This window comes from Alcaligenes sp. Me129 (genome assembly GCF_050487245.1).
GTDB lineage: Bacteria > Pseudomonadota > Gammaproteobacteria > Burkholderiales > Burkholderiaceae_B > Alcaligenes > Alcaligenes phenolicus.
The window spans coordinates 90291-116793 of sequence record NZ_JBKQGX010000002.1 but is presented as its reverse complement, the minus strand read 5'-3'; the positions used below and the strand labels follow the sequence as shown (position 1 = coordinate 116793).

21 protein-coding genes are annotated in these 26503 nt (G+C 57.1%); 13 read left to right on the top strand and 8 right to left on the bottom strand.

Translation table 11 applies throughout. The features are described 5' to 3' along the window. Position 1: 1 nt before the first annotated feature. The 5 genes from ACLPGZ_RS02540 to ACLPGZ_RS02520 are packed head-to-tail and all read right to left on the bottom strand — an operon-like array spanning position 2 to position 10328. Positions 2–1996, bottom strand: coding sequence for a vWA domain-containing protein (locus tag ACLPGZ_RS02540; RefSeq protein ID WP_203144941.1), 1995 nt, complete (start codon positions 1994–1996; stop codon positions 2–4). Continuing rightward, entirely contained in the window at positions 1993–3039 is a 1047-nt protein-coding gene (locus tag ACLPGZ_RS02535) for a hypothetical protein (protein ID WP_239055317.1), read from the bottom strand. Before ACLPGZ_RS02535 ends, ACLPGZ_RS02540 begins: the two co-directional genes overlap by 4 nt. Beyond that, positions 3036–5606: a virulence factor SrfC family protein gene (locus tag ACLPGZ_RS02530; protein ID WP_239055316.1), complete on the bottom strand. Its 2571-nt coding sequence runs from the start codon at positions 5604–5606 to the stop codon at positions 3036–3038. Before ACLPGZ_RS02530 ends, ACLPGZ_RS02535 begins: the two co-directional genes overlap by 4 nt. Positions 5607–5611: 5 nt before the next feature. Further along, positions 5612–8830, bottom strand: coding sequence for a virulence factor SrfB (locus ACLPGZ_RS02525; protein ID WP_239055315.1), 3219 nt, complete (start codon positions 8828–8830; stop codon positions 5612–5614). Between the two features lie 16 nt (positions 8831–8846). Then, positions 8847–10328: an SrfA family protein gene (locus ACLPGZ_RS02520; protein WP_429640973.1), complete on the bottom strand. Its 1482-nt coding sequence runs from the start codon at positions 10326–10328 to the stop codon at positions 8847–8849. Between the two features lie 499 nt (positions 10329–10827). Between ACLPGZ_RS02520 and ACLPGZ_RS02515 the strand changes: the two genes are divergently transcribed. Then, a complete protein-coding gene (locus tag ACLPGZ_RS02515) occupies positions 10828–12921 on the top strand; it encodes a PhoX family protein (RefSeq protein ID WP_115634952.1) in 2094 nt (697 codons plus the stop codon). Positions 12922–13379: 458 nt separating this feature from the next. After that, on the top strand, positions 13380–14555 hold the full coding sequence (locus tag ACLPGZ_RS02510) for a FliC/FljB family flagellin (protein ID WP_239055312.1): 1176 nt from the start codon (positions 13380–13382) through the stop codon (positions 14553–14555). Between the two features lie 348 nt (positions 14556–14903). Here ACLPGZ_RS02510 and ACLPGZ_RS02505 read toward each other — a convergent pair whose 3' ends face one another. From ACLPGZ_RS02505 to ACLPGZ_RS02495, 3 genes are all read right to left on the bottom strand, one after another. Further along, positions 14904–15230 carry a type II toxin-antitoxin system RelE family toxin gene (locus ACLPGZ_RS02505; protein ID WP_239055311.1) on the bottom strand — a complete coding sequence of 109 codons (327 nt, stop codon included), beginning with the start codon at positions 15228–15230 and terminating at the stop codon, positions 14904–14906. Beyond that, positions 15217–15468, bottom strand: a complete 252-nt coding sequence (locus tag ACLPGZ_RS02500) for a type II toxin-antitoxin system prevent-host-death family antitoxin (RefSeq protein WP_239055310.1) — start codon at positions 15466–15468, stop codon at positions 15217–15219. The genes ACLPGZ_RS02505 and ACLPGZ_RS02500 overlap by 14 nt, the downstream gene beginning before the upstream one ends. Positions 15469–15595: 127 nt before the next feature. After that, positions 15596–16357 carry an RNA polymerase sigma factor FliA gene (locus ACLPGZ_RS02495; protein ID WP_197314352.1) on the bottom strand — a complete coding sequence of 254 codons (762 nt, stop codon included), beginning with the start codon at positions 16355–16357 and terminating at the stop codon, positions 15596–15598. A 237-nt stretch (positions 16358–16594) separates the two neighbouring features. Here ACLPGZ_RS02495 and ACLPGZ_RS02490 point away from each other — a divergent pair, with 237 nt between their 5' ends. The 11 genes from ACLPGZ_RS02490 (at position 16595) to fliI (ending at position 26503) form a co-directional block, all read left to right on the top strand. Then, on the top strand, positions 16595–16996 hold the full coding sequence (locus ACLPGZ_RS02490; RefSeq protein WP_239055309.1) for a flagellar protein FlaG: 402 nt from the start codon (positions 16595–16597) through the stop codon (positions 16994–16996). An 89-nt stretch (positions 16997–17085) separates the two neighbouring features. After that, positions 17086–18474 (top strand): flagellar filament capping protein FliD, encoded by a 1389-nt coding sequence (gene fliD, locus ACLPGZ_RS02485; RefSeq protein WP_239055308.1) that lies wholly within the window; start codon positions 17086–17088, stop codon positions 18472–18474. A 6-nt stretch (positions 18475–18480) separates the two neighbouring features. Further along, positions 18481–18912, top strand: coding sequence for a flagellar export chaperone FliS (fliS, locus tag ACLPGZ_RS02480; RefSeq protein WP_429640972.1), 432 nt, complete (start codon positions 18481–18483; stop codon positions 18910–18912). 78 nt (positions 18913–18990) lie between these two features. Continuing rightward, a complete protein-coding gene (locus tag ACLPGZ_RS02475; protein ID WP_239055307.1) occupies positions 18991–19326 on the top strand; it encodes a flagellar protein FliT in 336 nt (111 codons plus the stop codon). Next, positions 19323–20612: a flagellar hook-length control protein FliK gene (locus ACLPGZ_RS02470; protein ID WP_239055306.1), complete on the top strand. Its 1290-nt coding sequence runs from the start codon at positions 19323–19325 to the stop codon at positions 20610–20612. Before ACLPGZ_RS02475 ends, ACLPGZ_RS02470 begins: the two co-directional genes overlap by 4 nt. Continuing rightward, positions 20602–20922, top strand: coding sequence for an EscU/YscU/HrcU family type III secretion system export apparatus switch protein (locus ACLPGZ_RS02465; RefSeq protein ID WP_239055305.1), 321 nt, complete (start codon positions 20602–20604; stop codon positions 20920–20922). Before ACLPGZ_RS02470 ends, ACLPGZ_RS02465 begins: the two co-directional genes overlap by 11 nt. A gap of 142 nt (positions 20923–21064) precedes the next feature. Next, complete coding sequence (fliE, locus tag ACLPGZ_RS02460) at positions 21065–21400, top strand: flagellar hook-basal body complex protein FliE (RefSeq protein WP_239055304.1); 336 nt, start codon at positions 21065–21067, stop codon at positions 21398–21400. A gap of 104 nt (positions 21401–21504) precedes the next feature. Next, complete coding sequence (fliF, locus tag ACLPGZ_RS02455) at positions 21505–23238, top strand: flagellar basal-body MS-ring/collar protein FliF (RefSeq protein ID WP_226349329.1); 1734 nt, start codon at positions 21505–21507, stop codon at positions 23236–23238. Beyond that, positions 23225–24235: a flagellar motor switch protein FliG gene (gene fliG, locus ACLPGZ_RS02450; RefSeq protein ID WP_026484542.1), complete on the top strand. Its 1011-nt coding sequence runs from the start codon at positions 23225–23227 to the stop codon at positions 24233–24235. Before fliF ends, fliG begins: the two co-directional genes overlap by 14 nt. A gap of 85 nt (positions 24236–24320) precedes the next feature. Then, the gene (gene fliH / locus ACLPGZ_RS02445) at positions 24321–25061 is read left to right on the top strand and encodes a flagellar assembly protein FliH (RefSeq protein WP_239055303.1); all 741 of its coding nucleotides are present in this window, start codon (positions 24321–24323) and stop codon (positions 25059–25061) included. Further along, positions 25061–26503 carry a flagellar protein export ATPase FliI gene (gene fliI, locus ACLPGZ_RS02440; RefSeq protein ID WP_428993901.1) on the top strand — a complete coding sequence of 481 codons (1443 nt, stop codon included), beginning with the start codon at positions 25061–25063 and terminating at the stop codon, positions 26501–26503. Before fliH ends, fliI begins: the two co-directional genes overlap by 1 nt.

The following is a 26503-nucleotide window of genomic DNA, read 5'->3' as shown; positions in this document are numbered from 1 at the left end:
GTCAGGGCATCATCTCCAAAGGCACGGGATAAACGTCATCACGTGCATCCGCGCCTTCAGCCAAGGACACCCAGCGATCCGCATCGGCGTTATAGCGCTCGTAGTGGCGCAGCTTGGTGCTCAGATCGCGAATGAATTTCTCCTGGCTCAAGGCATCCCAGCTGGTCCAGGTATCTTCATCCAAAGTCAGCACCGCGCTTTGGTAAGGCAGATCTTCCAGGTACTCGCTCATCAGGCCCAGTTCGGCCAGCTTGGTGCCCTTTTCCTGTTTCAGGGTGCTGGGGTCCGCCCCCATCGCCGCTGCTACGGAACGCAAGCGGTTGAACATATCAGTGGGCGAGATCATGCCTTCATTAGCCGCATCCAGAATCTGTTTGACCACATCGCTCAAGTCACTTAGTTGGGCTTTGGTCAACAAGACACGGACGTCGGTTGTCGGGATGTTCTGGCGCACCAAGTCCCGGTCGCTGATCCAGGCATGGAACACTTCAGGCGCGGTGGTGCCCGTGGTTTTGCCCAAATACGCCAGGCGCATGGCATGGCCGATCAGCTCGGCGTCGGTCAGCATCTGGTCGGTGGTGGTGTCGCCGGTCTCCTGGGCACGCGCCGCACTGCCAATCGCATCCCCTCCCTGGTAAGCCACTTTGACCTGCTCGGTCAGCGCGGTCGCCAGATTATCGACCATCTTGCCGAACTGGTTCACGTCACCGGCATTAACCGGGTAGTACAGCGAGGTCTGTGTGCCACCGTAAGTGGACAGTTCGCGGTACTGATCTTCGGCCTTGGCATGGTTGTTCTTGCCCGATGGTGTCTTCAAATGCAGGGTGTAAATTGCCACTCCGGGCTTGGCCGCTTCAATACGCAGTTGTGGCGCGTCCAGTCCAGTCGAGGAGTACTTGTTATTGCCTTCCAGCGCCCCGGCATCGGTAATCAGCACCACATAACGTGCGCCAAAATTGTTCCAGTTCACCTTGTCCAGCGCTTCCAGCACGCCCGCGTAGGCATCTTCGTCATAGGCAACGGTGGATACCTTGGCCTGCTTCAAGTCCGACACTTTGGACAAGAAGTCCTCGCTACTGGTTACGGTATTGGGGTCCGCATACACATGCGTCAAATACTCGATCCCTGGCGCGGCTTCCATATTGGAGCGAAACGCGATCAGACCAAACTTGACCTGATCGGACAAGCCCTGCTCTTCCACCTTGCTATAGACCTTGCGCACGGCCTCGCGGGTGCGATCAATGTAGGGGTCCATGGAAATGGTGGAGTCAATTACAAAGACCACGGCCGCACTAAAGCCCTTGATCTGGGACGTGCGTTGGGCGGCGTCCTGATCCTGGGTTTGCTCAGATTCTTGTTTAGCGGCTTCCGGCTCTTTCTGATCTGCGGTGTGCTTGGTGACGGACGCCACATTCAGCAAACGAGTACGGAAGCCGTTTTCAGTCATGACCTCTTCGCCACTCAAAACGGGCAAGAGGTAGAACTGTTCCTGCACATCCACAAAGTACTCGGGCTCTTGCGCCAATACGCCCTCTGTTTGCGAGTCCTTACGCAAAGCCTGGCGCATAGGGGCTACCAAAGTGGCCGGGTCTGGCGTGTCCAGTACTTTTTCCAGCAAGGCGCGATCCTTGAAAAACAGCATGCGATCGCGGTTGGCCGGATTGGTGAAGGCCAGGGTCAACTGCATTTTCCAGTCCACCGTGCAGGCCTTGTCCAGCCAACCTACGGTCTTTCCCTGGCTATCCGGGCCAACTTGCACGCGCTCTGCCCCGCCCTGCTCGGTACGCTGATAAATGTAGAAGCGGCTGAACGCAGGAACCGGCTTGCCCTGCTGATCCGTTTCCGAAGAGAACAGGCGGCAGGACGGTGTGGTCAGAACACGTTGATACAGCGTCTTCTTGCCCTCTTGCAGCAAGGGAGCCGCGGCCTGTGCCTGGCTTGCGCCCAACAGGAGAGCACCAAGCAAACTGAATCGAACAAGGGGACGCATCATCATTGACTCAACTCCTGGAAGCGGGCCTTGGCTTGCGCGTTATCAGGCTCGGACAGCAAGACGGTTTCATACCAGTATGCAGCGGTAGCAGGATTGGGCTTGCTAAAGCAGGTGTTGGCCTGGTGATCTTTGGGGTCGTATTCGCGGGCGTAAGCCATGGCAATTTTCACATCACCGGACTGTGCCTTGTTCACGTACAAACGCTGGGCCACGTCACACTGTTCCGCCTTTTTGGCTTCTTCGATCACGGCCAGCCATTGCTCGGAGGTTTTGCTCTCCTTGACGCACTCTTGCACAAATTGCAGGCCGGGACGGTCTGCCAACTTGTCCATGGTGCAATTGTCTGTTTCCACCACTGCAGGCCTGGACTCTGGAGCATCGGGCACGGCCGGGCTGTCGCCCTTGGCGGATTGGCTGTAGAACCAGTAGCCTGCAGCGCCTGCTAGAATCAACAAAAGAACAAGCAAGACGATCCATTTGGCCATGCCACCTTTTTTGGCGGGAGGCGCGACAGGAGCAACCGTCTCCTTTTTGGGAGCAGGTGCTTCTACCTTGACCGGCTCGGGCTCGGGCACAGGCTCCACCACCTCAACCACGGGCGGTGTTTCAACAACTGGTTCCGGAGCGGGAGGCTCGGGCGCAGCAGCTGCCGGCATGGTCAATTCCATGGCCTGGGCATTGCCACCGGCCGTGGACGGCAAGATCGCCTTGTCCAGCTTCAGTGGGCTGCGACCCAGCTCTTCACCAGTGCTATCGGCCAGAGTGATTTGATACGCATCACTGGCATTGGCCAGCAGCGAATCCACAATGTCAGCGTTCAGCAGAACGGCAATACCTTCTTCATGCTCGGTCCAGCCTTGTTGCGGCAACCAGCGCAAGGACGCATCCCAGCTTTGGGCCGAGTGCAAGTAATAGCTGTTCTGACTGCGCTGAATGGCGATCGAGTATTCGCCCAGGTCCAGCTCTTCATCCAGATCCCGCACATACAGACGAGCGCGGCCAGGGACCGCGGGCTCCAAAGCCTGCAAACTAAATCTTAATTTCATGCCACGCTCTTATCGGTAAATCGTTCCAGAATGCGTCCCAAAGCCTGATTCTGTTCCAGACTCAGTTCGCGGCCACCTTCATAACCGGCGTTATGCAAAGTGGTATGGGCCAAAGCGGCCAACCATTGTTCAAAGAAAATTGCGCCGTGATCCTGGGGCTCTGCCGGCAGGACCGGCATGCCATCCTGGGCAAAGGCTTTGGGACTCTTGAAGAAGTCGTCGCTGCCGCCTTTCAGGTAGAACCAGGTCACAAACTCGCTGATCGTCATGGCCACATTGCAAACCTGGCGATCAGCCAGACGCTCACGACGCACACCGCTTTGGCGGCGCTTGGTCAACACAGCCAGCAATTTGTCACGCAAGGCCCAACGGTCCGAGGCCACAATCAGCTCTTCAACCAGGCTGGAGAGCAAGTCCACCGGCATACGCAGCACGTTTTGGTTGGTACGACTGGCTGGCAGCTCGCGCAACTGGCTGACCCAGCTGCGGTACACCAGATCGGCGTACTGCTGCTCGAAGGGCTGCTCCTGGGTCAGAACGCCCGGCTCGTCCGGCTCGGACTTGCTGGAACCCAGGCTCAGGAACAGATCCCGCAAGGTATCTTGCGGCAGGTGCAGCGCAGCCAGCAGCTCGCCCACAATGGCGCGGTAAGCAGGCAGCTCCTCCCGGAACTGTTTGGCCAGGGCTTCCTTGACCACCGATTGCTGATCGCCGTCCTGGCTGTACCAGGAATGCAGGGACTTCTTGACCAGGCTGTCATGCAAACTGCGGAACTGTTCCTGCAAGCGCATCAGCTTGAAGTCCAGACCACCGATTTGAGCCACATACGCACGCAAACGCTGCATGCCGCCATCATTCAAGGCCAGCATGGCATCCCAGGCTTCGGCCGGATCGCTTAATTGCTGCGCCAGTAGCGGATTTTCAATAAAGCTGCCACGCATGCGATCCATTTTGTCGGCCACGGATGCCGTAATGGATAGCTCCCGGCTTTCGGTGTCCAGATCAATAAAGGGTGTGGGCATGCCGGGCTTGCGCACCAGGAAGGTGTTGGAGAAGGGCTGATCCGGACGCCATTGCTGCAACCATTCGCAGTGGCCGAAACGCTCTTTGAAGCTCATCTTCATCAGGCCGTCCCAGCTGTCACGTACCTGGGCGTCATCCTGAATCAGGGAGGCACCGATACGCTTGTCGAACATGGTGATGGCCCACATCAGACCCACTTTACGGTTCTGGCGTTCCTGCGGCGTGGCACCCTGAGTGCGATGGACCCAGCGTGTCAGCACGGGCTCTACATCTTTCACATCGCTTTGCTTGTCCGACGCGGTACACATGACCAGGCCGTTCATTTCCTGCTGATCGGTATAGCGCTCAAACAGATAAGCCACCTTGCCACGCAGAATCAGTTGCGAGGCGGGGTTGCCACCGCTGCTTTCCGACGCCGCACCGGCATCCTGCACGGAGCGAATATTCAGGCGACCACGGTAACCGGGGAAATCCAGCAGATCGACCTTGTCCACGCCGCCGCCTTGGGTTTCACCAATCAGGGGGAAAGTCAGCTCCACCGTCAACGCCGCCAGATGAGCCAAAGGCACTTCCACCGCTTGGGCGGCAACGACGGGCTGGCCATCCTGTTCACGCACGGGCAAGACGCTCAGGCTTTTCTCCGTGGGGCTGCCCAGCGATTCAAGCACATCCACGTTCATGATGCTGTCTTGCTGTACAAAGCCATCGCCTTCGCGACGGATCAGCGCCGTCAGTGGTGCGTAAACCTTGCTGGGGTGACCCAGAGCCTGCAGCACTTTAGCCAGGCCAATATAAAGTTCGCTCAGCTCAGCCTGCTCGCCCCACAAGATGGAAAACAACTGTGCCCGGTCTTCCAGACGCAAGGCAGGGGCCAGATTGATGACCTCCGGCCAGTAGGTGCTATCCAGCAAGCGAGTGGTATTGCCAAAGCTGCTGCGCACGTAATCCCACAAGGACACGGCATCATCGGCGCTCAAACCAGCATCATTGGCACCGGCACGGCTCTTGAGCGATTCGATCAGGGCCTTGATGCGGTCTGCGGCAAAGGTGTAGCCGATCTGTTCCTTGTCAAAGTCATTGAAATAACTGTTGACCAGGATTTTCACCATATCGACTTCAGAGAAAATCTGCAGTTCGACGGGATAGGCATCAGGGCCTGCGGTGGCATTGCGACTAAAGCGCGTTACCAGACCCGTAGCCTCCTTACCGCCCCCTGGCGGGTTCACGTGGCGCAGGAAGTCGATGGTTTCACCGCCGTAATTGGTTTCCAGACGGCCATTGCCACCCGCAGCAAGGCTGGAAATCAGATAAGACTTGCCCGCCTGCGACAGGCCAAAGAAACCAATCGTCATGGGGCGGCCCGAGACCACACCCAGACTGCGGGCGGTATTGCGGGCACGGCGCAGTTCCAGCACCAGGCTATCGGCCTGTGCGTTCAGGCGTTGCGACGAAGCGCGCGCCTGCATCACCCAGTCAATCGCCTGTCCGGCACCTTGATATACGTTCTGCCAGTCCTGGCACAAATCCTGCTGTAAGGTCGTCATGTCCATCATTTGAGCACTACGCTCCCGCTATCGAGCCAATATGGAGAATCACCCAGGCCTGCTTCCAGCATGGTGTTGAGCTGGATACGGACGGCCCCTTTGGACACGCCACTCAATTTGAAGTCTCGGGGTGCCGAGTTCTTGATCTTCAGTCGATCGCTGATCAAACGACGGCCTTGCCCACCTTGGGAAGCCTTATCCACCATCAAGGTCACTTCCATGGATGGCAGTTGGCCATCGTCGTCGGGCGCATCGGCCATCTGACGACGCACCTTTTCGTTCAAGTGCAGGTAGTACAAGGGCGAAGCGGGCCAGCGCTCTACATCCAGTTGTCGATAACCCAGACGCAGATAGCTGCCCTGCATGAGCAGGTGATAACCATCGGAGTCTTCACTGCTGACACTTTCCAGCGTCACCATTTCCTCGCGGGTATCGGGGTCCATCTGGAGCACGTCCTTGTAGACGATGTCCTGATCCTTGATCTGATTATTGGAGTCAATAATCCCGATGTGGCGCAGGGTAGAACGCGGGCGCAGATTCGATACTTTGAAATTGAACTGGTCGATATTCATGTTGTAGCAAAGCAGGCACAACATGGCGCCCACCGAGGCCGTGCTCTTGGGATCGTCGATCCGACCATTGGTATGGAAGGGATACCAGCTACCCGTGCGGTAATTGTGCAAAGGCAGCAGACGCGCTGGCGATACCGGCATTTGCGAGCGCATATAGGCCTGGACACCCGGCAGACGCGAAGGACGTCCGGCCATCAGCACAATGTCGCAATCGTAGTAGTTCAGCACCTCACTGAAGGCGCGCAAGGGGTCGTTGATATTCAAGGAACCGCTGACCAGACCTTGATGCAAATGAGCCAGATCAAAAGGCTGTTCAACCTTGGCCAACTCCAGGTCGACGCGTTGACCGGCATGTTTGTGCAGCTCGTCCAGAACGTACTGAACGACCTTGCTGGAGACTCGTGGCAAAGCATCCGCCGAACCTGCCGAGGCATGGGACAGCGGTGCATTGGCCTGATCGCCCTGCAAATGCTCGAACTCCAGCAGCTCGCCCCACGGCAAGGACTGGACGGCGCGCGGGTCTTCATGCGGATCGTAGGCTTCGTAGCGTTTCAGGAACTCCAGGCCCAGTGGTACAAAAACCTGCAGGGCCAGTTGCTGACGCAAAACGGCTTTATCAGCATCGGCCTTTTCATTGCCGCACAGTCGCGACAAGAACACATCCGTGTCTTGCACACCGGCATGGCTCAAGGCGTCTTCAAAAGCAGGCAGCACATAACGCTGAATGACGTCCAGCAAGATGTCATCCCCAGCCACGCGGAAACTGTCGCGGAAACGCTGCTTGGGCGAGATGGTCAGATTGCTGCCACCGCCCGCCCCTGTCGGACGACGCAAGGTGTAGTCGCTGATCACGATATCGGTGGTACCGCCACCAATATCAATAATGCCTATTGTCAGTGTTTCCCGATCTTCCTTGTAGGGAGCGGCAACCGCGTCAAAGAACTCGTCAGCATGGCCAGCAAAGTTCTGGGTAATTTCGGTAAACAGATAGACCAGTTGAGAGCTGGTGGCTTCGTCCCACTCCACCCGGAACTCGGGCAGAGGCACAAGCAGGTTCTCCGGCATGCGGCCCGACTCGGAAGGCTCCAGACCATAAGGGTCTTCTTCGCCTTGATACCAGTCCATGCTGGTCCACAGCAAACCAATGGCCTGACGCAAACGCTCGGCCAGCAGGCTGCGCTCTACCAGCGGCATGCCGGGCGGCACGGTCAGAACGATATTACTCAAGCGACGTGGCTTGTTGGAGTGACCTTGGCGTACTCGCTGGGCCGGGCTGTTGATTTGCAGCAGCGCCTGGGCCAGCACCTCGGTCAGCATGAAGGTCATGACCGAACTGCGTGAATAGAAAGGCTCGAACACCGGCAGACGATCGTCTTCGTCCAGGGTGTACAGGGCTTCGCCACGCTCGTCGATATGCAGGGAGAACGGTGCCGCCAGGGCACGCGGTTCTGCATCGGAGCGGTCGTACTGCTGGCTGAACCGCCAGCCGTGCTTGTATTCGTTTTCGTCCCACAAGTAACGCTTGGGGCTGGACAGCCCGGTCGTGCCCTCGGTGCCGCGACGGCGGGCAGCCAGACGTGCGGCCTCATCCCCGACACGCACCAAAGTGGGCCAGGAAAAGGCGGTGGGACGTCCGCTTTTCAGGGACAAGTGGTTCTTGCCAAAATCCGTCTGCGCAAACTCCACGCGACTTTCAAAAGGCTTGCTGTACACCTGATGCGGATGAGACAAGTCCCGCAGTTGCAGCACATAGTTCTGCCGCAAGCCGGAATCGTCCTGACCGTGGTTTTCAATCAGAATCCCGCAAGTGCGCGAATTCCCCACGTCCAGCACCAGATCCACAGGAATGACCTGCTCACTTTGCCAGTTAGCGGCCAGCACCTTGATGTCCGGCAGACGCACCCAGGCCTCGGAGCGGCCATCCACGCACTCATGCGGTGGGGCGAACAGGCTGAGCAAATTCAGGAAATGCAGCTGTGCCGAGTGCAAGGCGCTGACATCTTCACCAAAATCGATGTTGCGCGTTTTATTGACGTTGTCTTTATAGACTTCCAGCAACCATTCCTGCACCCAGTCACGGTTCAGGAACCAGTCCATATGGGCGCTGTCGCAGGCAATGCGGAACAAGGCCCCGGCATTGATATCTTCACGCAAGGGGGCCAGGTAAGCCGCGCCCTCGGTCAGGTCCACCACGCTGGTATCGCAGGCAAGCGTAATTCGGTGCGTATTGCCGTCGCGATCAGGCGTTTCCAGGCGCACCACGCGCAGGCGACTCCAACTGGCCGGGCCATGGTCAAAGCGATGCGGCGCCACAAAGCGCACATAGGGCACAGGCAGCCACAGGCCATCGAACAGGTCCAGGGTACGGCTCAGGGAGACATCGCATTCCTGATCATTGCGGCCACCGCCCTGGTACACCCCAACCTCGCCTTCGGGCTGATGGAACAGGGTTTGCTCCTGACCAAACTGCAAGCCTTCAAACAGAAAGCGCCAGTTCTGGCCGTTCGTGCTGAAGAAAGAATGGTTCAAGGTGCCCAGCTTCTTGCTGCCCACAGTGGGAGCATTGATGTCAAAACCAAAGTCCATGAACTGGACTCCGGTGTTTTCAATCAAGGTAACCAAGCCATCGTGTTTGAGTAATTCAGGCAACATAAGATTCAAGCACTCATCATTCGGATTGCTGCAAGATCAAAGGAAAGGCATTGGAGCCGTACATGCCCGCGCATTGGGCGGCAGCACCTGCCGCACCGGGGTCGCACACAATCTTGGGCATATCGTAAGCGGCATTGTCCGTGCACTTTGCGGCGGAATTGGCATTCAAAATCAGGCGGCCCTGCTCCGACGAAGCAGACACGGGGGCTTCACACTGAACGCCATCCCCCCGCTTGATCTGCACATTGCCTGCACCGTCTTTCAACTGATATTGCAGTTGCACGGGTTTGCCGGTCTGACTGTCTTGCACACCCATGCGGGCAGCCCACTGACCATTCAGGAAATCCATCTTGCCAGACTGCAAGGCATCGGGCGGCACCACCAAGGAACCGGGCGGAACTGCAGCAGGCGTAGCCGGAGCAGCCGGGTTGGTATCGGGTGTTGGAGGAGCAGCGGGATCAGCGGGCGGGTTTGCCGGGTCTTGTGGCAACTCGGGCGGCGGAGGATTGGTGTCCGGGTTTGCCGTCGGGTCGGCGGGTGGTGCGGGCGGTGGGGTGTCAGAAGCCTGTCCCGCATCCGGTGCGGCAGGGGCATTCGTCCCCGGAGCAACGGCACCAGGAGCGTCAACACCGGGAGCGGTGCCAGCACCCGTAGCGCCAGGAACCACGGGAACAGTCCCCGTGGGAAGAACTCCTGTTGCATCAACACGGCCATTGGGCAGCAAGGCACCCGCATCCAGCTTGGGCAAGGACCAGCCAAACCAATTACGGACTTTCTCGGGTAAATAGCTGCCTACGCTGGAGGTGAAAGAACCCAACGGTGTGTCAGGCACGACCGGCGTGGTGCACCAGCGCAAACCAAACAAGAGCAAGGTCAGCAACAAGAGCAAAGCCAGCAAACGCCACCACCAACGGGACCACCAACTGGCGGCCACCGGGGCCACAACAGGGGCTACTACAGGCTCGACAGGCGGCACTACCGGCGGGGCCACCACGGCTGCGGGCTTAGGCGTGGGCCTCAACGGCAATAAGGGGTCCTGGTTCTGATCCACACCATGGTGCAGAAATCCCCAGAAGGTCAACACGGGCTTGCCGTTGACCAGATAAACAAAGTTGTCGTCCGGGAAATAAAGCACGCGGCGCAGCAAGCTGGAAAACAGAGCCTTGTCGCCCAAAGCCTCTTGCTCTTGGGCATCCATCGTTGGGGCCATCTCGTTCAGCCGGGCCTGAAAAGCACTTAATTGCTTCAAGCCTTCTTCGCGTTCTTGCTCGGTGGCTGCAGTCCAGGGCACGACCTGACCGGAGACCGGGCTGTACCAATCCAGCGTGGAACCCGTTTCATTGCTTTGCGGAATTGCCAGATGGTCGGCAAAGTTGCCTGCCCGACGGCGCAAGGCTTCTCGCAACTGTAAAGCGGAGCGAAATACCGGTCGGCCGCCCTCACCTAAAGCCATGAAAGCATCGGCACGGCCACTGCGCAGTAAAACCCCTTGCTTCATTGAGTTCCCGAAGAAAAAAAAGAAACATAGTACAACAAATAGGAAGTATCAAAGCCTGTGGGAAATGCCCATTCATAGGGCGTACACAAGGGAAAAAACAAGCTTTGAACCTTAAAGATTGCTGAACACCAAAAAGAACTCAAGGTCGCTTTAGTTCTTGTGTTCTAAATAGATAGGGAAATAAGCAAACAGGGTTACGGCAAAAAACATAAAAAATGTACAACTCTGTACATGAAACAAAATCGATATTCGCCCAATAGCCAAGGCACTGATTTTTTTAATTAAAACAAAAGTCCAATTCCGGCCTGATCCGGCGTCCAAACCTGCATCGCGAAAACGGCGCCTGACCCTGCCCGCTTGCCAACGAGCCTCACCAGATACGGGTAAGCCGCCAAAAAATCACCATCCCGGATATTCAGCTTGTTGTCATAGTCCTTTCACCTTGGGCCACTAGCATGAGCGCTACCCCCACAACTCAGCCTTGGCGCTATTTATCACTATGAGCAAACATATCTCCGACAAGACTGTTCGTAACGCTAGTCAGAACACCCCTTTTAGTGAAATCCTGGAACGAAGCATGACCCGCCGCGCCGTGATGCGCGGTGGCCTGGCAGCCGCCTTGGCCACCATGAGCAGCTTTGGTCTGGCTGGTTGCGATAGCAGCAGCACAGGAGGCAATTCCACTGATAACGGCGGCGAGAACCCGAACCCCGGTCCCGGCCCTGATCCGGAACCACCAGCAAGCGTCAAACTGGGTTTTGAATCCCTGCCCACCTCCATGACCGACGGCTGTGTCGTACCTCCCGGCTACATCGCCCATGTACTGGCCCCATGGGGTACGCCAATCAATGACAATGCCCTGCCCTGGGACAAGAACGGCAATAACAGCTCCAACGACCTGCTCAACTCCATGGGCATGCACCATGACGGCATGCACTTCTTCCCCCTGGAAGGAAGCTCTACCGAGGGCTTGCTGGCCGTCAACCACGAATACATTGATGAAAAAGCCCTGCACCCCAATGGGCCGACCCTGGTCAATGGCAAGCGGCCGGCAGAAGAAGTACGCAAGGAAATCAACGCCCACGGCGTGGCCATCATCCATATTCGTCGCACCAATGGCCGCTGGGACATCGTTCAGAACTCGCGCTACAACCGCCGCTTCACCTCGGCCACGGCCATGAAACTGGCTGGACCTGTGGGTGGCACGGACTGGGTCAAGACCCCCTTCTCGCCCAACGGCACGCAAGTGCGCGGCACCAACAATAACTGCGGTAACGGCACCACGCCCTGGGGCACCTACATCACCGCTGAAGAGAACTGGGCAGCCTGCTTTGTCAACACCGGTATCCGCCCGCCTCACCAGCAGCGTGTGGGCGTATCGGCTGGCCCCGTTGGCCGCTACCAGTGGGAAACGGCTGCCAAGGATCCTTCGGAAGTCCTGGGCGAATTCGCCCGCTTTAACGTGACCGAAACAGGCGCCAGTGCCACCGAGGACTGGCGCAACGAAGTCAACGGTTTTGGTTACCTGGTCGAGATCGACCCTTACGACCCCAGCAGCATTGCCACCAAACGCACGTCCATGGGTCGCTTCGCTCACGAAGGCTGTGCCTACAGCAAGCCCGAAGCCGGCAAACCCCTGGCTTTCTATAGTGGCGACGATTCGCGCTTTGAATACGTGTACCGCTTCGTGTCCGAAGCCAACTGGGACCCGAAAGACGCCCAGCGCACGGATCGCCTGGCCGTGGGCGCCAAGTATCTGGACAAAGGCACCTTGTATGTCGCCCGCTTCAACGAAGACGGTTCGGGCGAATGGTTGGCACTGACAGGCTCTACCAAAGGCAAGGATGGCGGCACCTTGGCTGACAAATTCAAAACTTTGGAAGAAATCCTGATCAATACCCGTGGCGCCGCTGACTTTGTCGGTGCCACCCCGATGGATCGCCCCGAGTGGACGGCCACCCACCCCAGCAATGGCGACATCTACCTGACGCTGACCAATAACACCAGCCGCAACGCGTCCACTGGCACCAACCCCGCGAACCCGCGCCTGAACAACGTCAACGGTCACATCATCCGCTGGCACGACGAACCCGGTTCGAACAAGTTCAAGTGGGATATCTTCGTATTCGGCTCGGACTCGGGTGCGGACGCAGATACGAACCGCTCCGGCCTGACCGACCTGAACCAGTTGGCCAGCCCCGACGGCCTGGGCTTCGACAGCCGTGGCATTCTGTGGATTCAGACCGACAACGGCATCGACGGCGGACGCAAGAACAATGTTGCGCGTGCCACCAACGACCAGATGCTGGCCGTGATCCCAGGTGCCTTGGCGGACAGCTCGGGCACCGGCCCGGCCATCAACGCCAGCAACCAGTCCGATTTGCGTCGCTTCTTTGTAGGTCCGAACGAAGCCGAAATTACGGGCTTTTCCATGACGCCGGACCACACCAGCCTGTTCCTGAACATTCAGCACCCCTCGAACTGGCCGGCCTACGACACGCATGACGCCACGGTAGTCAGCATGAACACGGTACGCCCGCGTTCCTCGACCGTCGTCATCCAACGTGCGGATGGCAAGCCTATTGCTGTGTAAGCGCAAGGGCGGGTTCGCTAGTTGAATCCGCCCAAGCCTGTTTTTATTAAGTTTTTGCAATGCGGGGCCGTCAATAGATGGCCCCGCTGCTTTTTTGACTGCGCAATTCAAACAAGGCCTCTGGATTGTCTGCTGCGGCACAGAGCTATCTGCTCCATTTCCATGCAGCGAACTGGAAAAATCAGAATTCAGGGTCGGAAAACGAAAGCAAACAGGCCGCTCGGCACACCGGGTTGTCATGCTTGAAGCCGCGTAATTCAAGGCTTCAAGACAAAGTGGAGAAAATTTTCCCAACAGGCCCCTAAAGAGTTTTTTGCCCCTTCCGTTAATGGTGCTGTACAGGAAGAACGCAGTGTGTCGAATGCGCGATCAGCCCCCTGGGGCCTAGCAGAACGCCAACGCTTTCCTGGGCAAAGGGCGAAACCGTTTCGCCGCTCTACTCAACATTGGGAGTTACCATGTCTGTTATCAATACCAACTACCTGGCTCTGGTTTCGCAGAACAACCTGACCAAGTCCCAGAATTCCCTCGGCACCGCGATTGAGCGTTTGTCCTCCGGCCTGCGTATCAACAGCGCAAAAGACGATGCTGCTGGTCAAGCCATCGCTAACCGTTTCACCGCCAACATCAATGGCCTGACACAAGCTGCTCGTAACGCTAACGACGGTATCTCTATCGCTCAAACAACTGAAGGTTCGTTGAACGAAATCAACGAAAACTTGCAGCGTATCCGTACACTGACAGTTCAAGCTTCTACTGGCTCCAACTCTGATTCCGATCTGCAATCCATTCAAAACGAAATCAAAGAGCGCCTGAGCGAAATCAACCGCGTTTCCAAAGAAACACAATTCAACGGTAAATACGTATTGGGTGATGATGCTTCATCGCTAACAGTACAGGTTGGTGCTAACGACAACGAAACAATTACTATTGATTTGGCAAAAATTGATAGCACGACATTGAAGTTGAGTGATTTTTCAGTAGTCGGGACATCACTGGCAGAAGAGGTTGCTGCTGACAGTACATTGAGTGTTGGTGGTACAGAGTACACATTCAAAGCCACCCCCGATGCTACTGCTGCAAGTAAGGAGCTTAGTACGACTGTTGACTTAACTGAGGTCAACAAACAGTTGTCAGGTACTAACAAATTGGTGTTAGCGGATAATAAAGCCTACATTCAAAACACAGATGCTGATGGTGCCGTTAAGTTTTATGAAGCAAAAGTTGATGTAACACCAGGTGTGGATGCTGATGCTACAGCTACTCCTCCTGTTACAGCTGCTGCTCCAAAATTGGCAGTAGAGGTAGGTAAAGAAGCTAAAAACCTGACAACAGATCCAACAAAAGTTGTTGAGGCTTCAAAAAACCCATTATCCAAGCTTGATGCTGCATTGCAGCAAGTCGACGATCTGCGTAGCCACCTGGGTGCGATTCAAAACCGCTTCCAGTCCACTATCGCTAACTTGAACAACACTGTGAACAACTTGTCCGCAGCTCGTTCACGCATTGAAGATGCAGACTACGCAGTTGAAGTGTCCAACATGACACGCGCTCAGATTCTGCAACAAGCTGGTACTTCTGTGTTGGCACAAGCTAACCAAGTTCCACAAACTGTTCTGTCCTTGCTGCGTTAATCTTAACGATAGTAATACTGACCAGATGGGCAACCTAAGTTGCCCAGCAGCACAAAGCCTCCGAGAAAAATCTTGGAGGCTTTTTTATTCGATTTCAGATCATGTCACAGGCGGCGCACGCACGACTTAGCCAACAATAAACAGGCAGCAATGCGGCGATAGCCAAAGTAAGACTCCTCCTGGACGCGGCAATCCAGCGCTCTTCCAGTCTTCGATTGCATGAGCACTTAAACCAACAACCAACGTCCGGCCCAGGTAGTGACATACTTTGCGGTGTGATAATTCGTGCTAGGTCCAACAGCAGGACCTCCCAAGGAAGACAGAGTGCACTTACTGCCCGCTCGATACTTAATCCAAATCCTCACTTAAGCGCTGAATAGCAACGCGGTACACCGCCATGTCTTCCCGCTTGTTTACCGCCAAGACCAATACCACCAGAACATCATCCTCAACGGTATAAACCAGACGATAGCCCTGTTTAAGAAGTTTGATTTTGTAGCAATGCTGCAAATCGCCCCGCAAGGCGGACCCCGGTACGCGTAGTGCATCCAAGCGTTTACGAAGCAAGGTCTTAAAGGTGGTTTTTACACTACCATCGAGCCTGCCCCGCTCTTGCAAGGCTTCGGGCAAGAACTTTAATTTGTATTTTGTGGGCTGCCGCTCAGAGCTGCTCAAGATCAACCTCGACCGCCGTATCCTTGACGGCCTGCCGTCGACGCACCAACTCATCCAGATCCCGATTAGCCATTTCTTCGACCAAAGCCTCGAACAAACGAGGAGTCACCATATAAAAGGCAGGCCGGTTATGGTGCAACACAGCAACAGGCTTTTCTCCAGCCGTACGCAATACCTGTGCCGGGTTCTTCTTGAACTCGGACATGCTAATAGAATAATCAGCGTAGATCGCATCCATAATGGCTCCTAAAAAAGCTACAAATTTAGAGCCTTTTTAGCATCAGACGACTATAAGCACACAAGAGCCAGAAAAAGGTGCTTATATCAGTCGAAAAGTGGAAGCTTGGTAGCCAGCACGCGCAGGCTTACAACAACACCTGAAATTCCGCGCTATCGGAAATGGCGTCCCACTGGTCTTTGGCAAGACTGGCGCGGATACGGGCCACGGCCTGGCTACGCAGTTGGGACACGCGCCCTTCTGTTACGCCCAACACCAGAGCAATTTCTTTCTGATTCAAATCTTGCTCAAACTGCAGAGCGAACAGCAACTTCTCGCGTTCGGGCAGGTGGTCGATGGCGGTAATCAAGGCTTGCCGCAGACCCTGGGAGGTCAGCAGGTTCAGGGGATTATCGAAGTACGCCTGTTCGCGCGTGCTGTCTTCCAGAAACTCCAGCGCATCGGCGGCAGGATCGGCATGGCGTTTCAGGTCTTCGTAGTGAATCACCTGCACTCCGACTGCCTCATCCAGCAATTCGTAGTAATCGCCCATGCTCATGGACAGGGCTTCGGCAATTTCCGGCTCGGTAGGCTCGCGCAGCAGTTCCTGGCGCAAGGTGCTGACGGCCACTTCAATCTGGCGCGCTTTGCTGCGTACACTACGCGGCAGCCAGTCCTGGCTGCGCAATTCGTCCAACATGGCCCCACGAATTCGGGTAACCGCGTACGTTTCAAACTGGGCCTCGGCCACCACCTGGTAACGGCGCACGGCATCCAGCAGGCCCATCATGCCCGCCTGCATCAAATCATCCAGTTCGACACTGGGGGGCAGGCGCGACACGAGCTGGAGCGCTTGGCGGCGCACCAATGGGGCGTACTGCTCAACCAGGACGTCTTCTGAACGAGGCATGGACAGGCAAGAATCCGGACAATAAAGATTGAGCTATTTTGCCTGCCAGCTCTGCCTGACAGTCTCCAAATCAAACAGTCTTTCGCCATCTTATTCAGGCTTTAAACGGGCCTGAAGCCGACAAAAACCAAAATATCTCCTAAAGATACATGTGTGAGTGCCGTAATTGGATCGTTACAGGTGCCAAGCCCACCCCATCGAGCAGGCCTGCCACCAAGCCCCTTCTGGAGTGATGTCATGATCAACTCAGTTTCATCTCAAACGACGGCCTTGGCGCCCCTAGCCTCCCCTGTGGAGCAAAACCCCGGCACACCTATACCTTCGGCAGCCACCACGGTGACTCCCATTAAGGAAAGCAGTACCGATACCCAGTTGCAGCAACGCTGGCCCGATAAACGCGAACCCGTGCCCGGCATGGTCAACACGCTGGACGACACCCTGGATCAGATCAACAATTCCCTGCAGGCCTGGTCCACCGGCATTCGCTTCAATATGGACGATGAAGCCCAGCGTCTGGTGGTCTCGATTGTGGACAACTCGACCGGGGAGGTACTGCGCACAGTCCCTTCTGACGTGGTGATCCAGATTGCCAAGATGATCGTTCAGTTGCAGGGCAACCAAGTCAGCGTGAAAGCCTAAAAAGCAAACTGGCATCGAAACATCCCATTGACATGGGCTTTGTGCGCGGCACATTCGCGACAAAATAGGACACTAAAGGAGTATTGAATATGGCTATTTCTGCAATTGGCGTAGGCTCGGGCCTGAAGCTGGACGAACTGCTGGAAGATCTGCGCAAGACGGAAAAGAAGAGCCTTGTTGTCATTCAGAACCGCCAGGTTGCCAATACCAACAAGATTTCGGCCTATGGTCAGCTAAAAAGTGGTCTGTCTGAACTGCAAGCAGCCGCCAAAAAACTGAACTCCGAAGATTTATATGGTGCCGTCAAAACGACTGCCAATAGCGAAGACGTGAAAGTTTCCGGCACAGCTAAAGCCGTGCCTGGTCAATACGTCATCGAAGTAAGTAACTTGGCTACCCGACAAACACTGACCGCCGCAGCACACACTTCTCGTGACACCGCCCTAGGCACAGACGGCAAGATTACCGTCACATTAGCCAATGGTAAGGAGCATACTCTTGATATGACCGGCAAGGACACGTCCTTGCAAGGGGTAATGAACGCGATTAATGCCGATGCTAAGCTGGGCATAAAAGCCACTATCATTAATACCGGAGCCGCTGACGAGCCTTACCGATTGCAATTATCGGCTACCGACACTGGCAAGGCTGCTTCTGTTGCCTCGATCAACGTGGACGGCAACGAAGACTTAAGCAAACTGCTGAACTTTAATCCCAGCCACGCAACCACAAGCGGCCCTAAAGAAGTAGCAGCGGTAAACGCTGAGCTAACCGTGAACGGTATTAAGATCAGCAGCGAAAGCAACACATTGAACGACACTATTGAAGGCCTGGAAATTACGCTGAACAAAGCAAGTTCCGAAGCCATCAATATTGACGTCAGCAAAGACGATAGCAAGGCTTCCGAGGCTATCAAAGAATACGTTGCGGCCTACAACAAGCTCAATAAATCCATTCGCTCGCTAACCGCCTATAACCCTGACCTGAAGCAGGGCTCGGCCCTGACAGGCGATTCCTTGGCCCGTGAAGCCCAAAACGCAATGCGAGAAGCCACTTTGGGCCATGTAAGCGGAGACGGCGAAGTACGGACTCTGATTGGTCTTGGCATTAACCTTGACCCCAAAACTGGTGAGTTGCAGATTGATGACAAGAAGCTGGACGCCGCCTTGAAAAACAATATGGCTGACGTCCAGAAGATGTTTGTCGGCGAACAGGCCATAGCAGGTCGTGTCCAAAAAGCAGCAGAAGATTTTGTCAAAAAAGGCGGACGCATTGACAAGGCCCAGGAAGGCGCCGAAAAAATCGGTAAAACCCTGCAGGATCAGTACGATAACGCCGACAAACGCATCGAAGAAAAGATGGAAGCCTATCGCAAGCAGTTCGTCCAACTGGACGTCATGATCAACCGCATGCAAGGCACCAGCAATTACCTAAGCCAGCAACTGTCCATGCTGGGCAATATGAACAGCAATAAATAAACCCCTATGAGCTATCCTGCCCCTTCCCGTCGCTTTGGCCAACAATCGGTCCGCGCCTACGCTCAAGTAGGCCTGGAAACCGAGGTCCTGAGCGCGAGCCCCGAACATCTGATTACCCTGTTATTTAACGGTGCGCGCACCGCCATGCTGCAAGCGCGCTTGCATATGGAACAGGGCAATATTGCCGGGCGGGGGCAGTCATTATCGAAGGCTATTGATATTGTCGATAGCGGCCTGAAAATGGCAGTCGACACCGAAAAGGGCGGAGAGCTGGCCCGCAATCTGGTCGCCACCTACGACCTGATCTTGCACAATCTGATGTTGGCCAACCTTCGCAATGACACGGAAAAGCTAACGCTGGCCGAGCGCTTGCTAACCGATATTGCCGATGCCTGGCGCAGCAATGTTGATACCCAACGTGCCAAGCAGCCAGCTTGACTCCGGGGCTCGCGGGACAGGTTCTGTTCCTGACCTGCACCTCCAACCTCCTTTGCGCCTTTAGCGCCTGGTACGAACATGAGCGATACCTCTAACCCGATCGTCGATCAATATCAAATTATCGCCAGCATCACCCGTCACATGCTGGAGCTTGCCCAAACGGCTCGCTGGGAGGATGTGTTTGAACAGTCCGAACACTATCAACTCGCCGTGGAAAAGCTCAAGAACATGGAAGATCTGTCTGTTACCCAAAAACAGGCACGCCGTCAGTTGCTGACCCAAATTCTGGAAGACGACGCCCAGATCCGCCATCTGGCTACCCCCGAGCTGGGTCGTCTGGGCGCACTGCTGGGCAATATGAAACGCCAGCAAACCGTGCTGCAAGCGTATTACAGCCCTAGCGTTCATCCATGAGCATAGGCGGCCCCTCCCCCTTGGGGACGCTGCTTATTCAACGGCTTGATGCCGTTCTGGGTATCAGCACTGGACAGCAAAGCAATATCGCCACAGGCGCCCGCCCGGACGCCATCAGCCAGACACCGGGCAGCCAACGCCCCGAGCGCGCCGAAAACCAAACGGCTCGTGATCAACGCCAAAGCGTAGACCAGGCTCGCGCCCACACCCAGGGCCGCGATAGCCGGAACATCCGCACACAAAACGGCCAAACCTCGACCGATCCAACTCTGAATGCACGTGGCCCCAATACGGCCACCACCAGTTCAGCCCCCACGACCCTGGGGCGCACTGCCCAACTGATTCTGTCCTTGCTGGAGCGCTTTCCGGATCGTGCCCCTGCTATCCAGGGACGACAGGCCTTATTACCTGGCCGTCCCACGATGCAGGCAGACGGCAAGGAACCCACGCGCCCCGGCAGTGAGACCCAGACTACGGGACGCGCAGGCACAGCACAAAATACCGCCAGCACAATTGCAACCCTGGCTCAGCAACGCCTGCCTTTACCCGGAAGCGCGGCAACGGGTAGCGCAAATGCCGGTTCCACCAGCGCAACGACAGCAGGTAGCCATGCCGCTGGAACGGGCGCGCCCGCAGGCATGCCCAGCGCGGGCACCCCAGCCACTGGTACAGCAGCCCAGAACGCCCTGCCCACAGGCAGCACGGCCGCCCTGGCTCAACATTTCAGCCAGGCTCTGCCCCAGGCCCTGCAACAGAGCGGGCTGTTCTACGAATCTCATCTTAGTGATCTGCACTTTGGGCAACGCAGCGTCGGCGAATTACAGCAAGAGCCGCAAAACCTGAATCGCCCCGCGGCCGAAACACATACCGGTACAAGCCAAAATACTCAGGCCCAGGCCAGCACCCAAGACCCGGCCAATAGCATGCTGGTGCGTCAGCAACTGGATACGCTGGCCCATCAGAACCTGCAATGGCAAGGTCAGGCCTGGCCGGATGCCGACATGAACTGGAGCGTACAACGTCACGAGGCCCAGTCAGAGGACGAAACCGAACACTGGTCCAGCACCTTGCAACTGGACCTGCCCACGCTGGGGCCGATCACACTACGGCTCAACCTCTTGAATCAGCAATTGCTGCTTCATATCCAGGCCGATCAATCCGCCCCCTATCTGGACGAGAACAGCCTGCCCTTGCGCGAGCGTCTGCAGGACCAGGGCCTGATCCTGAGCCAATTGCAGATTGAAGCCGACCCGACCCTGCCGCAGGACCTGCCCGATGAATCATGATTCTCCCACCCATCGCCCGCAGGCTCTGGCCTTGCGCTACGACCCCAAGGACGGGGCCCCGCGCGTGGTTGCCAAAGGCTACGGCACCTTGGCCGAAAAAATTGTCGAGACCGCCTGCGAACACGGTCTGTACGTACACGAGTCCCCCGAACTGGTCGGCCTGTTGATGCAGGTAGATCTGGACCGTCACATCCCCCCTCAGCTCTATCAAGCCGTGGCTGAATTGCTGGCCTGGCTCTACGCACTGGAACAAGGCCATCCCCAGGCCACACAGGCCTTGCAGGCTTTGCACGACGCCCCAAAAACCTGAGCCTGCCATTTATAAGGGCTGAAAAGCCCCTGTTTTTGGGCTTAGATACCCTGCTTAGCCTCGCGTTCTAAACGTTACATTAAGCACGGCAAGCTGCCCGCACCTGTGCGCGTGGCCCATCCTGACTTTCTGGCAAGCGAATATGTCGATTTCCAATCTTTCCAGCATTGAAAACCTTTTGGCCCAGATGCGCGCCGTCGCGCAAGCGGCCGGGGCTTCCAGTTCTGTGTCCTCCTCGGCCAGCAGCGCCGCTCCCGGTGGCTTTGCCGCCGAGCTGGCCCGCTCTTTGAACCGGGTTTCCCGGGCGCAGAACGAGGCCAATGCCCAGGCTCAGGCCTTTGAGATGGGCGAGCCCGGAATTTCCTTGAACGACGTGATGATTGACCTGCAAAAAGCCAGCGTGGGCTTTCAGGCCACCGTCCAGGTACGCAACCGCTTAGTGGCCGCCTACCAAGAAATTGCCAGTATGCCGGTATAAGCGCCTGATTCTTTCATGCCCGCCGCCCTTTCCTTAATGCTGCCTGAGCACGTCCTGATTTGAACTCCCCTGATTCCATGCAGAACCCTGCCTCTGCCTCACCCATGAGTCAGACAGCACAGTTGCTGAATAAACTTCCTGGCTACGACACACTGCGCGCCTTGCCCAAGGTAGCGCTGATCGGGCTGGGTGCCGCACTGATTGCTCTGATTGTCGCCCTCTTGCTGTGGAGCCGCGGCCCTACTTACCAGGTACTGTTCTCCAATCTGGACGACCGCGATGGCGGTGCGATTGTCTCGGCTCTAGGCCAGATGAATGTGCCCTACCAGTTCAACAGCAACGGCACGGCCATTCTGGTGCCACAGGATCGTGTGCACGATGTGCGCATGCAAATGGCCTCGCAAGGCTTGCCGCGCAGTGGCAATGCCGGTTTCGAGCTGCTGGATCAAAGCCGCTTTGGCGCCAGCCAGTTCACCGAGCAAGTCACGTATCAGCGCGCCCTGGAAGGCGAGCTGGCCAACTCCATCAAGGCCGTGCATGCCGTCAAGGAAGCCCGCGTTCACCTAGCCATGCCGCGTGAAACCTTGTTTGTACGTGACCGCCAGTCTCCGACCGCTTCGGTAGTGCTGTCGCTGTATCCGGGCCGCGACCTGAGCGAAGGCCAGGTTTCCGCCATCAGCTGGCTGATCTCCTCCAGCGTGCCCAATCTGCATGCCGACAAGGTGTCCATCATTGACCAGAATGGCCGCTTGCTGACCGCGCCCACTGGCGAGATGGGCGCTGATAATCAGCAGCGCAATTTTGTAAACGATATTGAATACCGAGCCGTCCAGCGCATCCTGACCTTGCTGAACCCCTTGGTCGGTGCTGGCAACGTCCGCGCCCAGGTGACGGCCGAGGTGGACTTCTCGCGCCGCGAGCAGACGTCCGAGGTCTACAAGCCCAATCAGCAACCCGGTCAGGCCGCGGTACGCAGCCAGCAGACCAGCTCTTCCTTGCAACGCAACCCGCAGCAGCCCCAGGGCGTGCCCGGTGCCTTGAGCAATCAGGCTCCCAACAATGCCACCGCCAATCTGGTCAACCCGCCTGCTGCACCGAATCAGCCCCAAGCCCCGGCTGCTCCGGCAACTGAGCCGGCCAATGCCGCCGCACAAACCGCCAACGCTGCGAACGCTGCAGCGGCCGGTACAGACCCTTCACTGGTGTCCCTGGCCGAACAGGCCCGCTTGCTGCAAAACACCGGCAATGCGCGTAACGACTCCACCGTGAACTACGAAGTGGATCGCACCATCAGCCATGTCAAAGGTCCTTTGGGTCAGCTCAGCCGCCTGTCGGTGGCCGTGGTGGTGAACTACCGCAATACGGACAAGGAGCAACAGCCGCTGGAGCAGGAAGAACTGGACAAGATCCGCGATCTGGTCAAGCAAGCCGTGGGTTACTCGGCTGATCGAGGCGATAGCCTGAGCGTGGTGAACGGACAGTTCAACGAGCAAGGCGATATTGATACCCCCTTCTGGAAAAATCCGGAGTACCGCGAGCTCGCTATGGAACTGGTCAAGTATCTGGTCTTTGCATTCATTCTGTTCATGGCATGGCGCATCGTCATCAACCCCATCATCCAGGGCCTGATCCAGGCCAAGGCGGTGGCTGACGCCCGCGTCGAGCGCCAGAAAGAAGAATCTGCTCGCGAACAGGCCGCTGAACAACGTGCCGCCGAAATGAGCCGCTACGAAGAGAATCTGAACACCGCCCGCACGATGGCTCACGATGACCCACGTGCCGTGGCTATGGTGTTGCGCTCCTGGTTGAACAAAGATGAAAAAAATGAAAACGGCTAAACCGGACGATTCCATCGAACGCAGTGCGATTTTGATGATGTCCTTGGGGGAAGATGCCGCCGCCGAGGTGTTTCGCCACCTCTCGCCTCGTGAGGTGCAGCAGCTCAGTACCGCCATGGCGTCCCTGAAGCAACTGACCCGTGCCGATATGGACGAGGCTCTGGAGAGCTTTCGCCAGGAGGCCGACCAGTTCATGGCGGTGGCGCTGGACTCCAACGCCTACATCCGCTCCGTCCTGAACAAGGCGCTGGGCTCGGACCGAGCCGCTGGCCTGATCGAAGACTTGCTGGAAAACAGCGAAGGCTCCAGCAGCGGTATTGATGCCCTGAACTGGCTGGATGCCTCCAGCGTGGCCGAGCTGATTGCCGACGAACACCCCCAAATTATTGCCACCATTCTGGTGCATCTGGAGCGTGATCGCGCCGCCGACATTCTGGGCTACATTCCGGATCGTTTGCGCGATGATGTGGTCCTGCGTATTGCTACTTTTGGTGGCGTGCAGCCCACGGCCCTGAACGAGCTGACCGAAGTGTTGAACGGCATGCTATCGGGCCAGGGTGCCAAACGCAGCAAGATGGGTGGTCCACGCACGGCAGCCGAGATGCTGAACTACATGAACGCCAGCCTGGAAGAGTCCGTCCTGACCAGTCTGCGCGGCATGGACGCCGACCTGACCCAGCGCATCGTGGACGAGATGTTCGTGTTCGAGAACCTGGCCGATGTGGAAGACATTGCCATTCAGCTGCTGCTCAAGGAAATCGAGACCTCTGCATTGACGATTGCCCTGAAAGGCGCGCCCGAAGAGTTGCGCGACAAGTTCTTCCGCAATATGTCCAACCGTGCTGCCGAAATGCTGCGCGAAGACATCGACGCCCAAGGCCCGATCCGCATGTCCAAGGTGGAACAGGAACAAAAAGCCATTGTGCAGGTGGCCCGTCGCCTGGCCGAAGCCGGTCAGATTACGCTGGGTGGCCTGAGTGGGGACGAATATGTCTAAGACGGCCTCGTTTGGGCAGCTCCTGCCCGTCCAAGCCGTTATTCGCTTGTGCCCAGGCACGAACCGCCTGCGCAGGAGCCTGTAAATGTCCAGCCACCGTAAAGCCTCGGCCTACTCGGAACTTCAGGAAAGCTGGAGCCGCTGGCAAATGCAGGGGCTGGATGATCCTGTCGTCGCCCCGGAACCGGAAGAGCCCGAGTTCGTCCCTCCTACCCCGGAAGAACTGCAGCGCGATCTGGAAAACCAGCGCAGCCAGGCGCAGGAAGAAGGCCATACCCAGGGCTATCAGGCCGGTTACAACCAAGGCCACGCTGCTGGTCTGGCAGCAGGCCAGGAAAGTGGTCATGCCCAGGGCTATGAAGCCGGAATGGCGGCTGGAATGGCCAAGGCACAAGAACAGATTGACCAGTACATCAAGGAATTTGTCGCCTTGAACCAGAACTGCGCCCAGTCCATTGAACTGATGGATCAGGAAATGGGCCAATCCCTGATTCAGCTGGCGACACGTATTGCCGAGCATGTATTGCAAAGCACCATCAAGGCCGAACCCAGCCGCATCCGCGATCTGGTTGCCGAAGTACTGCGTAGTGATCCAGGCGATACCAGCGCCCTGGAACTGAGCTTGCACCCGGACGACATCAGCCTGGTGCGTGAGTTTCTGATTGAACAAGGCGAGCCCCGCGCCTGGCGTCTGCAAGAAGACCCCCAGCTGCAACGCGGTGAATGTCGTGTGCGCTCCAGTTACGGCGATATTGACGCCACCTTTGCCACTCGCTGGAAACGCACCCTGGCCAGCCTGGGCTTGCCCGTCTCTTCGGAGCCCTGATGGCAACGCCCCTTTTGGCCTCCTCCCCCGAACGCTGGCGCGCCCAGATGCTGTCGGCACAGCAACGGGTCCAGGCCATTGAGCCCTGCTTGCGCAGCGGCCGCGTTGTCCGCGCCACGGGTTTGGTGCTGGAAGCTACAGGCTTGAAGCTGGCTGTAGGAGCCGCTTGCAAAGTGGAGCTGTCTGCCGCGCAAAACATCTGGGCCGAAGCCGAGGTTGTAGGGTTTGAAGGCAGATCCTTGTATTTGATGCCCTTGAGCGAAATTTCCGGCCTGCCTCCCGGTGCACGTGTTGTACCGGTTGAAGCTCAATTGCAGCCGCCGGTTCCGCTGCCCGACTCCGATCAACCGGACAGCCTGCCCGCCCAGGCGCGTTCGCGCCATGTTCCGGTCGGCCCCGGCCTGCTGGGTCGCGTGGTCGATGGCAGTGGCAATCCGCTGGACGGTTTGGGCCCGATCGACGCGCAAGCGTCCGTCTCACTCAGCCACACCACACCCAACCCACTGAAACGCAGTCCCATCGACACGGTTCTGGACGTAGGAGTACGTGCCATCAACGGTTTGCTGACCGTAGGCCGTGGGCAGCGCATGGGTCTGTTTGCCGGTTCCGGCGTGGGTAAGAGTGTGCTGTTGGGCATGATGGCCCGCTACACCCAGGCCGACATTATTGTCGTGGGCCTGATCGGTGAACGGGGCCGAGAAGTTAAAGAATTTATTGAGCACAACCTGGGCGAAGAAGGCCTGCAACGCTCGGTTGTCGTCGCTGCTCCGGCTGATGTCTCGCCCTTGCTGCGTCTACAAGGCGCGGTGTACGCCACCCGTCTGGCCGAGTTTTTCCGTGATGAAGGCAAGAACGTCTTGCTGATCATGGATTCACTGACGCGTTATGCCATGGCCCAGCGCGAAATCGCCTTGGCGATTGGCGAACCGCCCGCCACCAAGGGCTATCCTCCTTCCGTTTTTGCCAAGCTGCCCGCCCTGGTGGAACGCGCCGGCAATGGCGAACCCAATGCACAAGGCCGTTGCGGCTCGATCACCGCGTTCTACACCGTGCTGACCGAGGGCGACGACCAGCAAGACCCGATTGCCGACTCGGCTCGCGCGATTCTGGACGGTCACATTGTGCTGTCACGCAGTTTGGCGGAAACCGGCCATTACCCAGCCATTGATATCGAAGCCTCCATCTCGCGGGTCATGCCCAGCATTGTGGAGCCGGAACAGATCAAGATGGTGCACCGCTTCAAGGGACTGCTCTCCAGCTACCAACGCAACCGCGACCTGATTGCCGTGGGTGCCTACACCCGTGGCAACGATCCTGCCATTGATCAGGCCATTGATCGTTTCCCCTGGCTGGAAGCCTATTTGCGCCAGGGCATGCAGCAACGTGTGGACGTGCCACGCGCCTTTGATGAATTGAACGCCGTTCTCAATAGCGAGCAATAG

Coding starts and splice junctions, on each gene's coding strand:
- ACLPGZ_RS02540 (WP_203144941.1), bottom strand. CDS start 1,996: ATGATGATGCGTCCCCTTGTTCGATTCAGTTTGCTTGGTGCTCTCCTG.
- ACLPGZ_RS02535 (WP_239055317.1), bottom strand. CDS start 3,039: ATGAAATTAAGATTTAGTTTGCAGGCTTTGGAGCCCGCGGTCCCTGGC.
- ACLPGZ_RS02530 (WP_239055316.1), bottom strand. CDS start 5,606: ATGACGACCTTACAGCAGGATTTGTGCCAGGACTGGCAGAACGTATAT.
- ACLPGZ_RS02525 (WP_239055315.1), bottom strand. CDS start 8,830: ATGTTGCCTGAATTACTCAAACACGATGGCTTGGTTACCTTGATTGAA.
- ACLPGZ_RS02520 (WP_429640973.1), bottom strand. CDS start 10,328: ATGAAGCAAGGGGTTTTACTGCGCAGTGGCCGTGCCGATGCTTTCATG.
- ACLPGZ_RS02515 (WP_115634952.1), top strand. CDS start 10,828: ATGAGCAAACATATCTCCGACAAGACTGTTCGTAACGCTAGTCAGAAC.
- ACLPGZ_RS02510 (WP_239055312.1), top strand. CDS start 13,380: ATGTCTGTTATCAATACCAACTACCTGGCTCTGGTTTCGCAGAACAAC.
- ACLPGZ_RS02500 (WP_239055310.1), bottom strand. CDS start 15,468: ATGGATGCGATCTACGCTGATTATTCTATTAGCATGTCCGAGTTCAAG.
- ACLPGZ_RS02495 (WP_197314352.1), bottom strand. CDS start 16,357: ATGCCTCGTTCAGAAGACGTCCTGGTTGAGCAGTACGCCCCATTGGTG.
- ACLPGZ_RS02490 (WP_239055309.1), top strand. CDS start 16,595: ATGATCAACTCAGTTTCATCTCAAACGACGGCCTTGGCGCCCCTAGCC.
- fliD (WP_239055308.1), top strand. CDS start 17,086: ATGGCTATTTCTGCAATTGGCGTAGGCTCGGGCCTGAAGCTGGACGAA.
- fliS (WP_429640972.1), top strand. CDS start 18,481: ATGAGCTATCCTGCCCCTTCCCGTCGCTTTGGCCAACAATCGGTCCGC.
- ACLPGZ_RS02475 (WP_239055307.1), top strand. CDS start 18,991: ATGAGCGATACCTCTAACCCGATCGTCGATCAATATCAAATTATCGCC.
- ACLPGZ_RS02470 (WP_239055306.1), top strand. CDS start 19,323: ATGAGCATAGGCGGCCCCTCCCCCTTGGGGACGCTGCTTATTCAACGG.
- ACLPGZ_RS02465 (WP_239055305.1), top strand. CDS start 20,602: ATGAATCATGATTCTCCCACCCATCGCCCGCAGGCTCTGGCCTTGCGC.
- fliE (WP_239055304.1), top strand. CDS start 21,065: ATGTCGATTTCCAATCTTTCCAGCATTGAAAACCTTTTGGCCCAGATG.
- fliF (WP_226349329.1), top strand. CDS start 21,505: ATGAGTCAGACAGCACAGTTGCTGAATAAACTTCCTGGCTACGACACA.
- fliG (WP_026484542.1), top strand. CDS start 23,225: ATGAAAACGGCTAAACCGGACGATTCCATCGAACGCAGTGCGATTTTG.
- fliH (WP_239055303.1), top strand. CDS start 24,321: ATGTCCAGCCACCGTAAAGCCTCGGCCTACTCGGAACTTCAGGAAAGC.
- fliI (WP_428993901.1), top strand. CDS start 25,061: ATGGCAACGCCCCTTTTGGCCTCCTCCCCCGAACGCTGGCGCGCCCAG.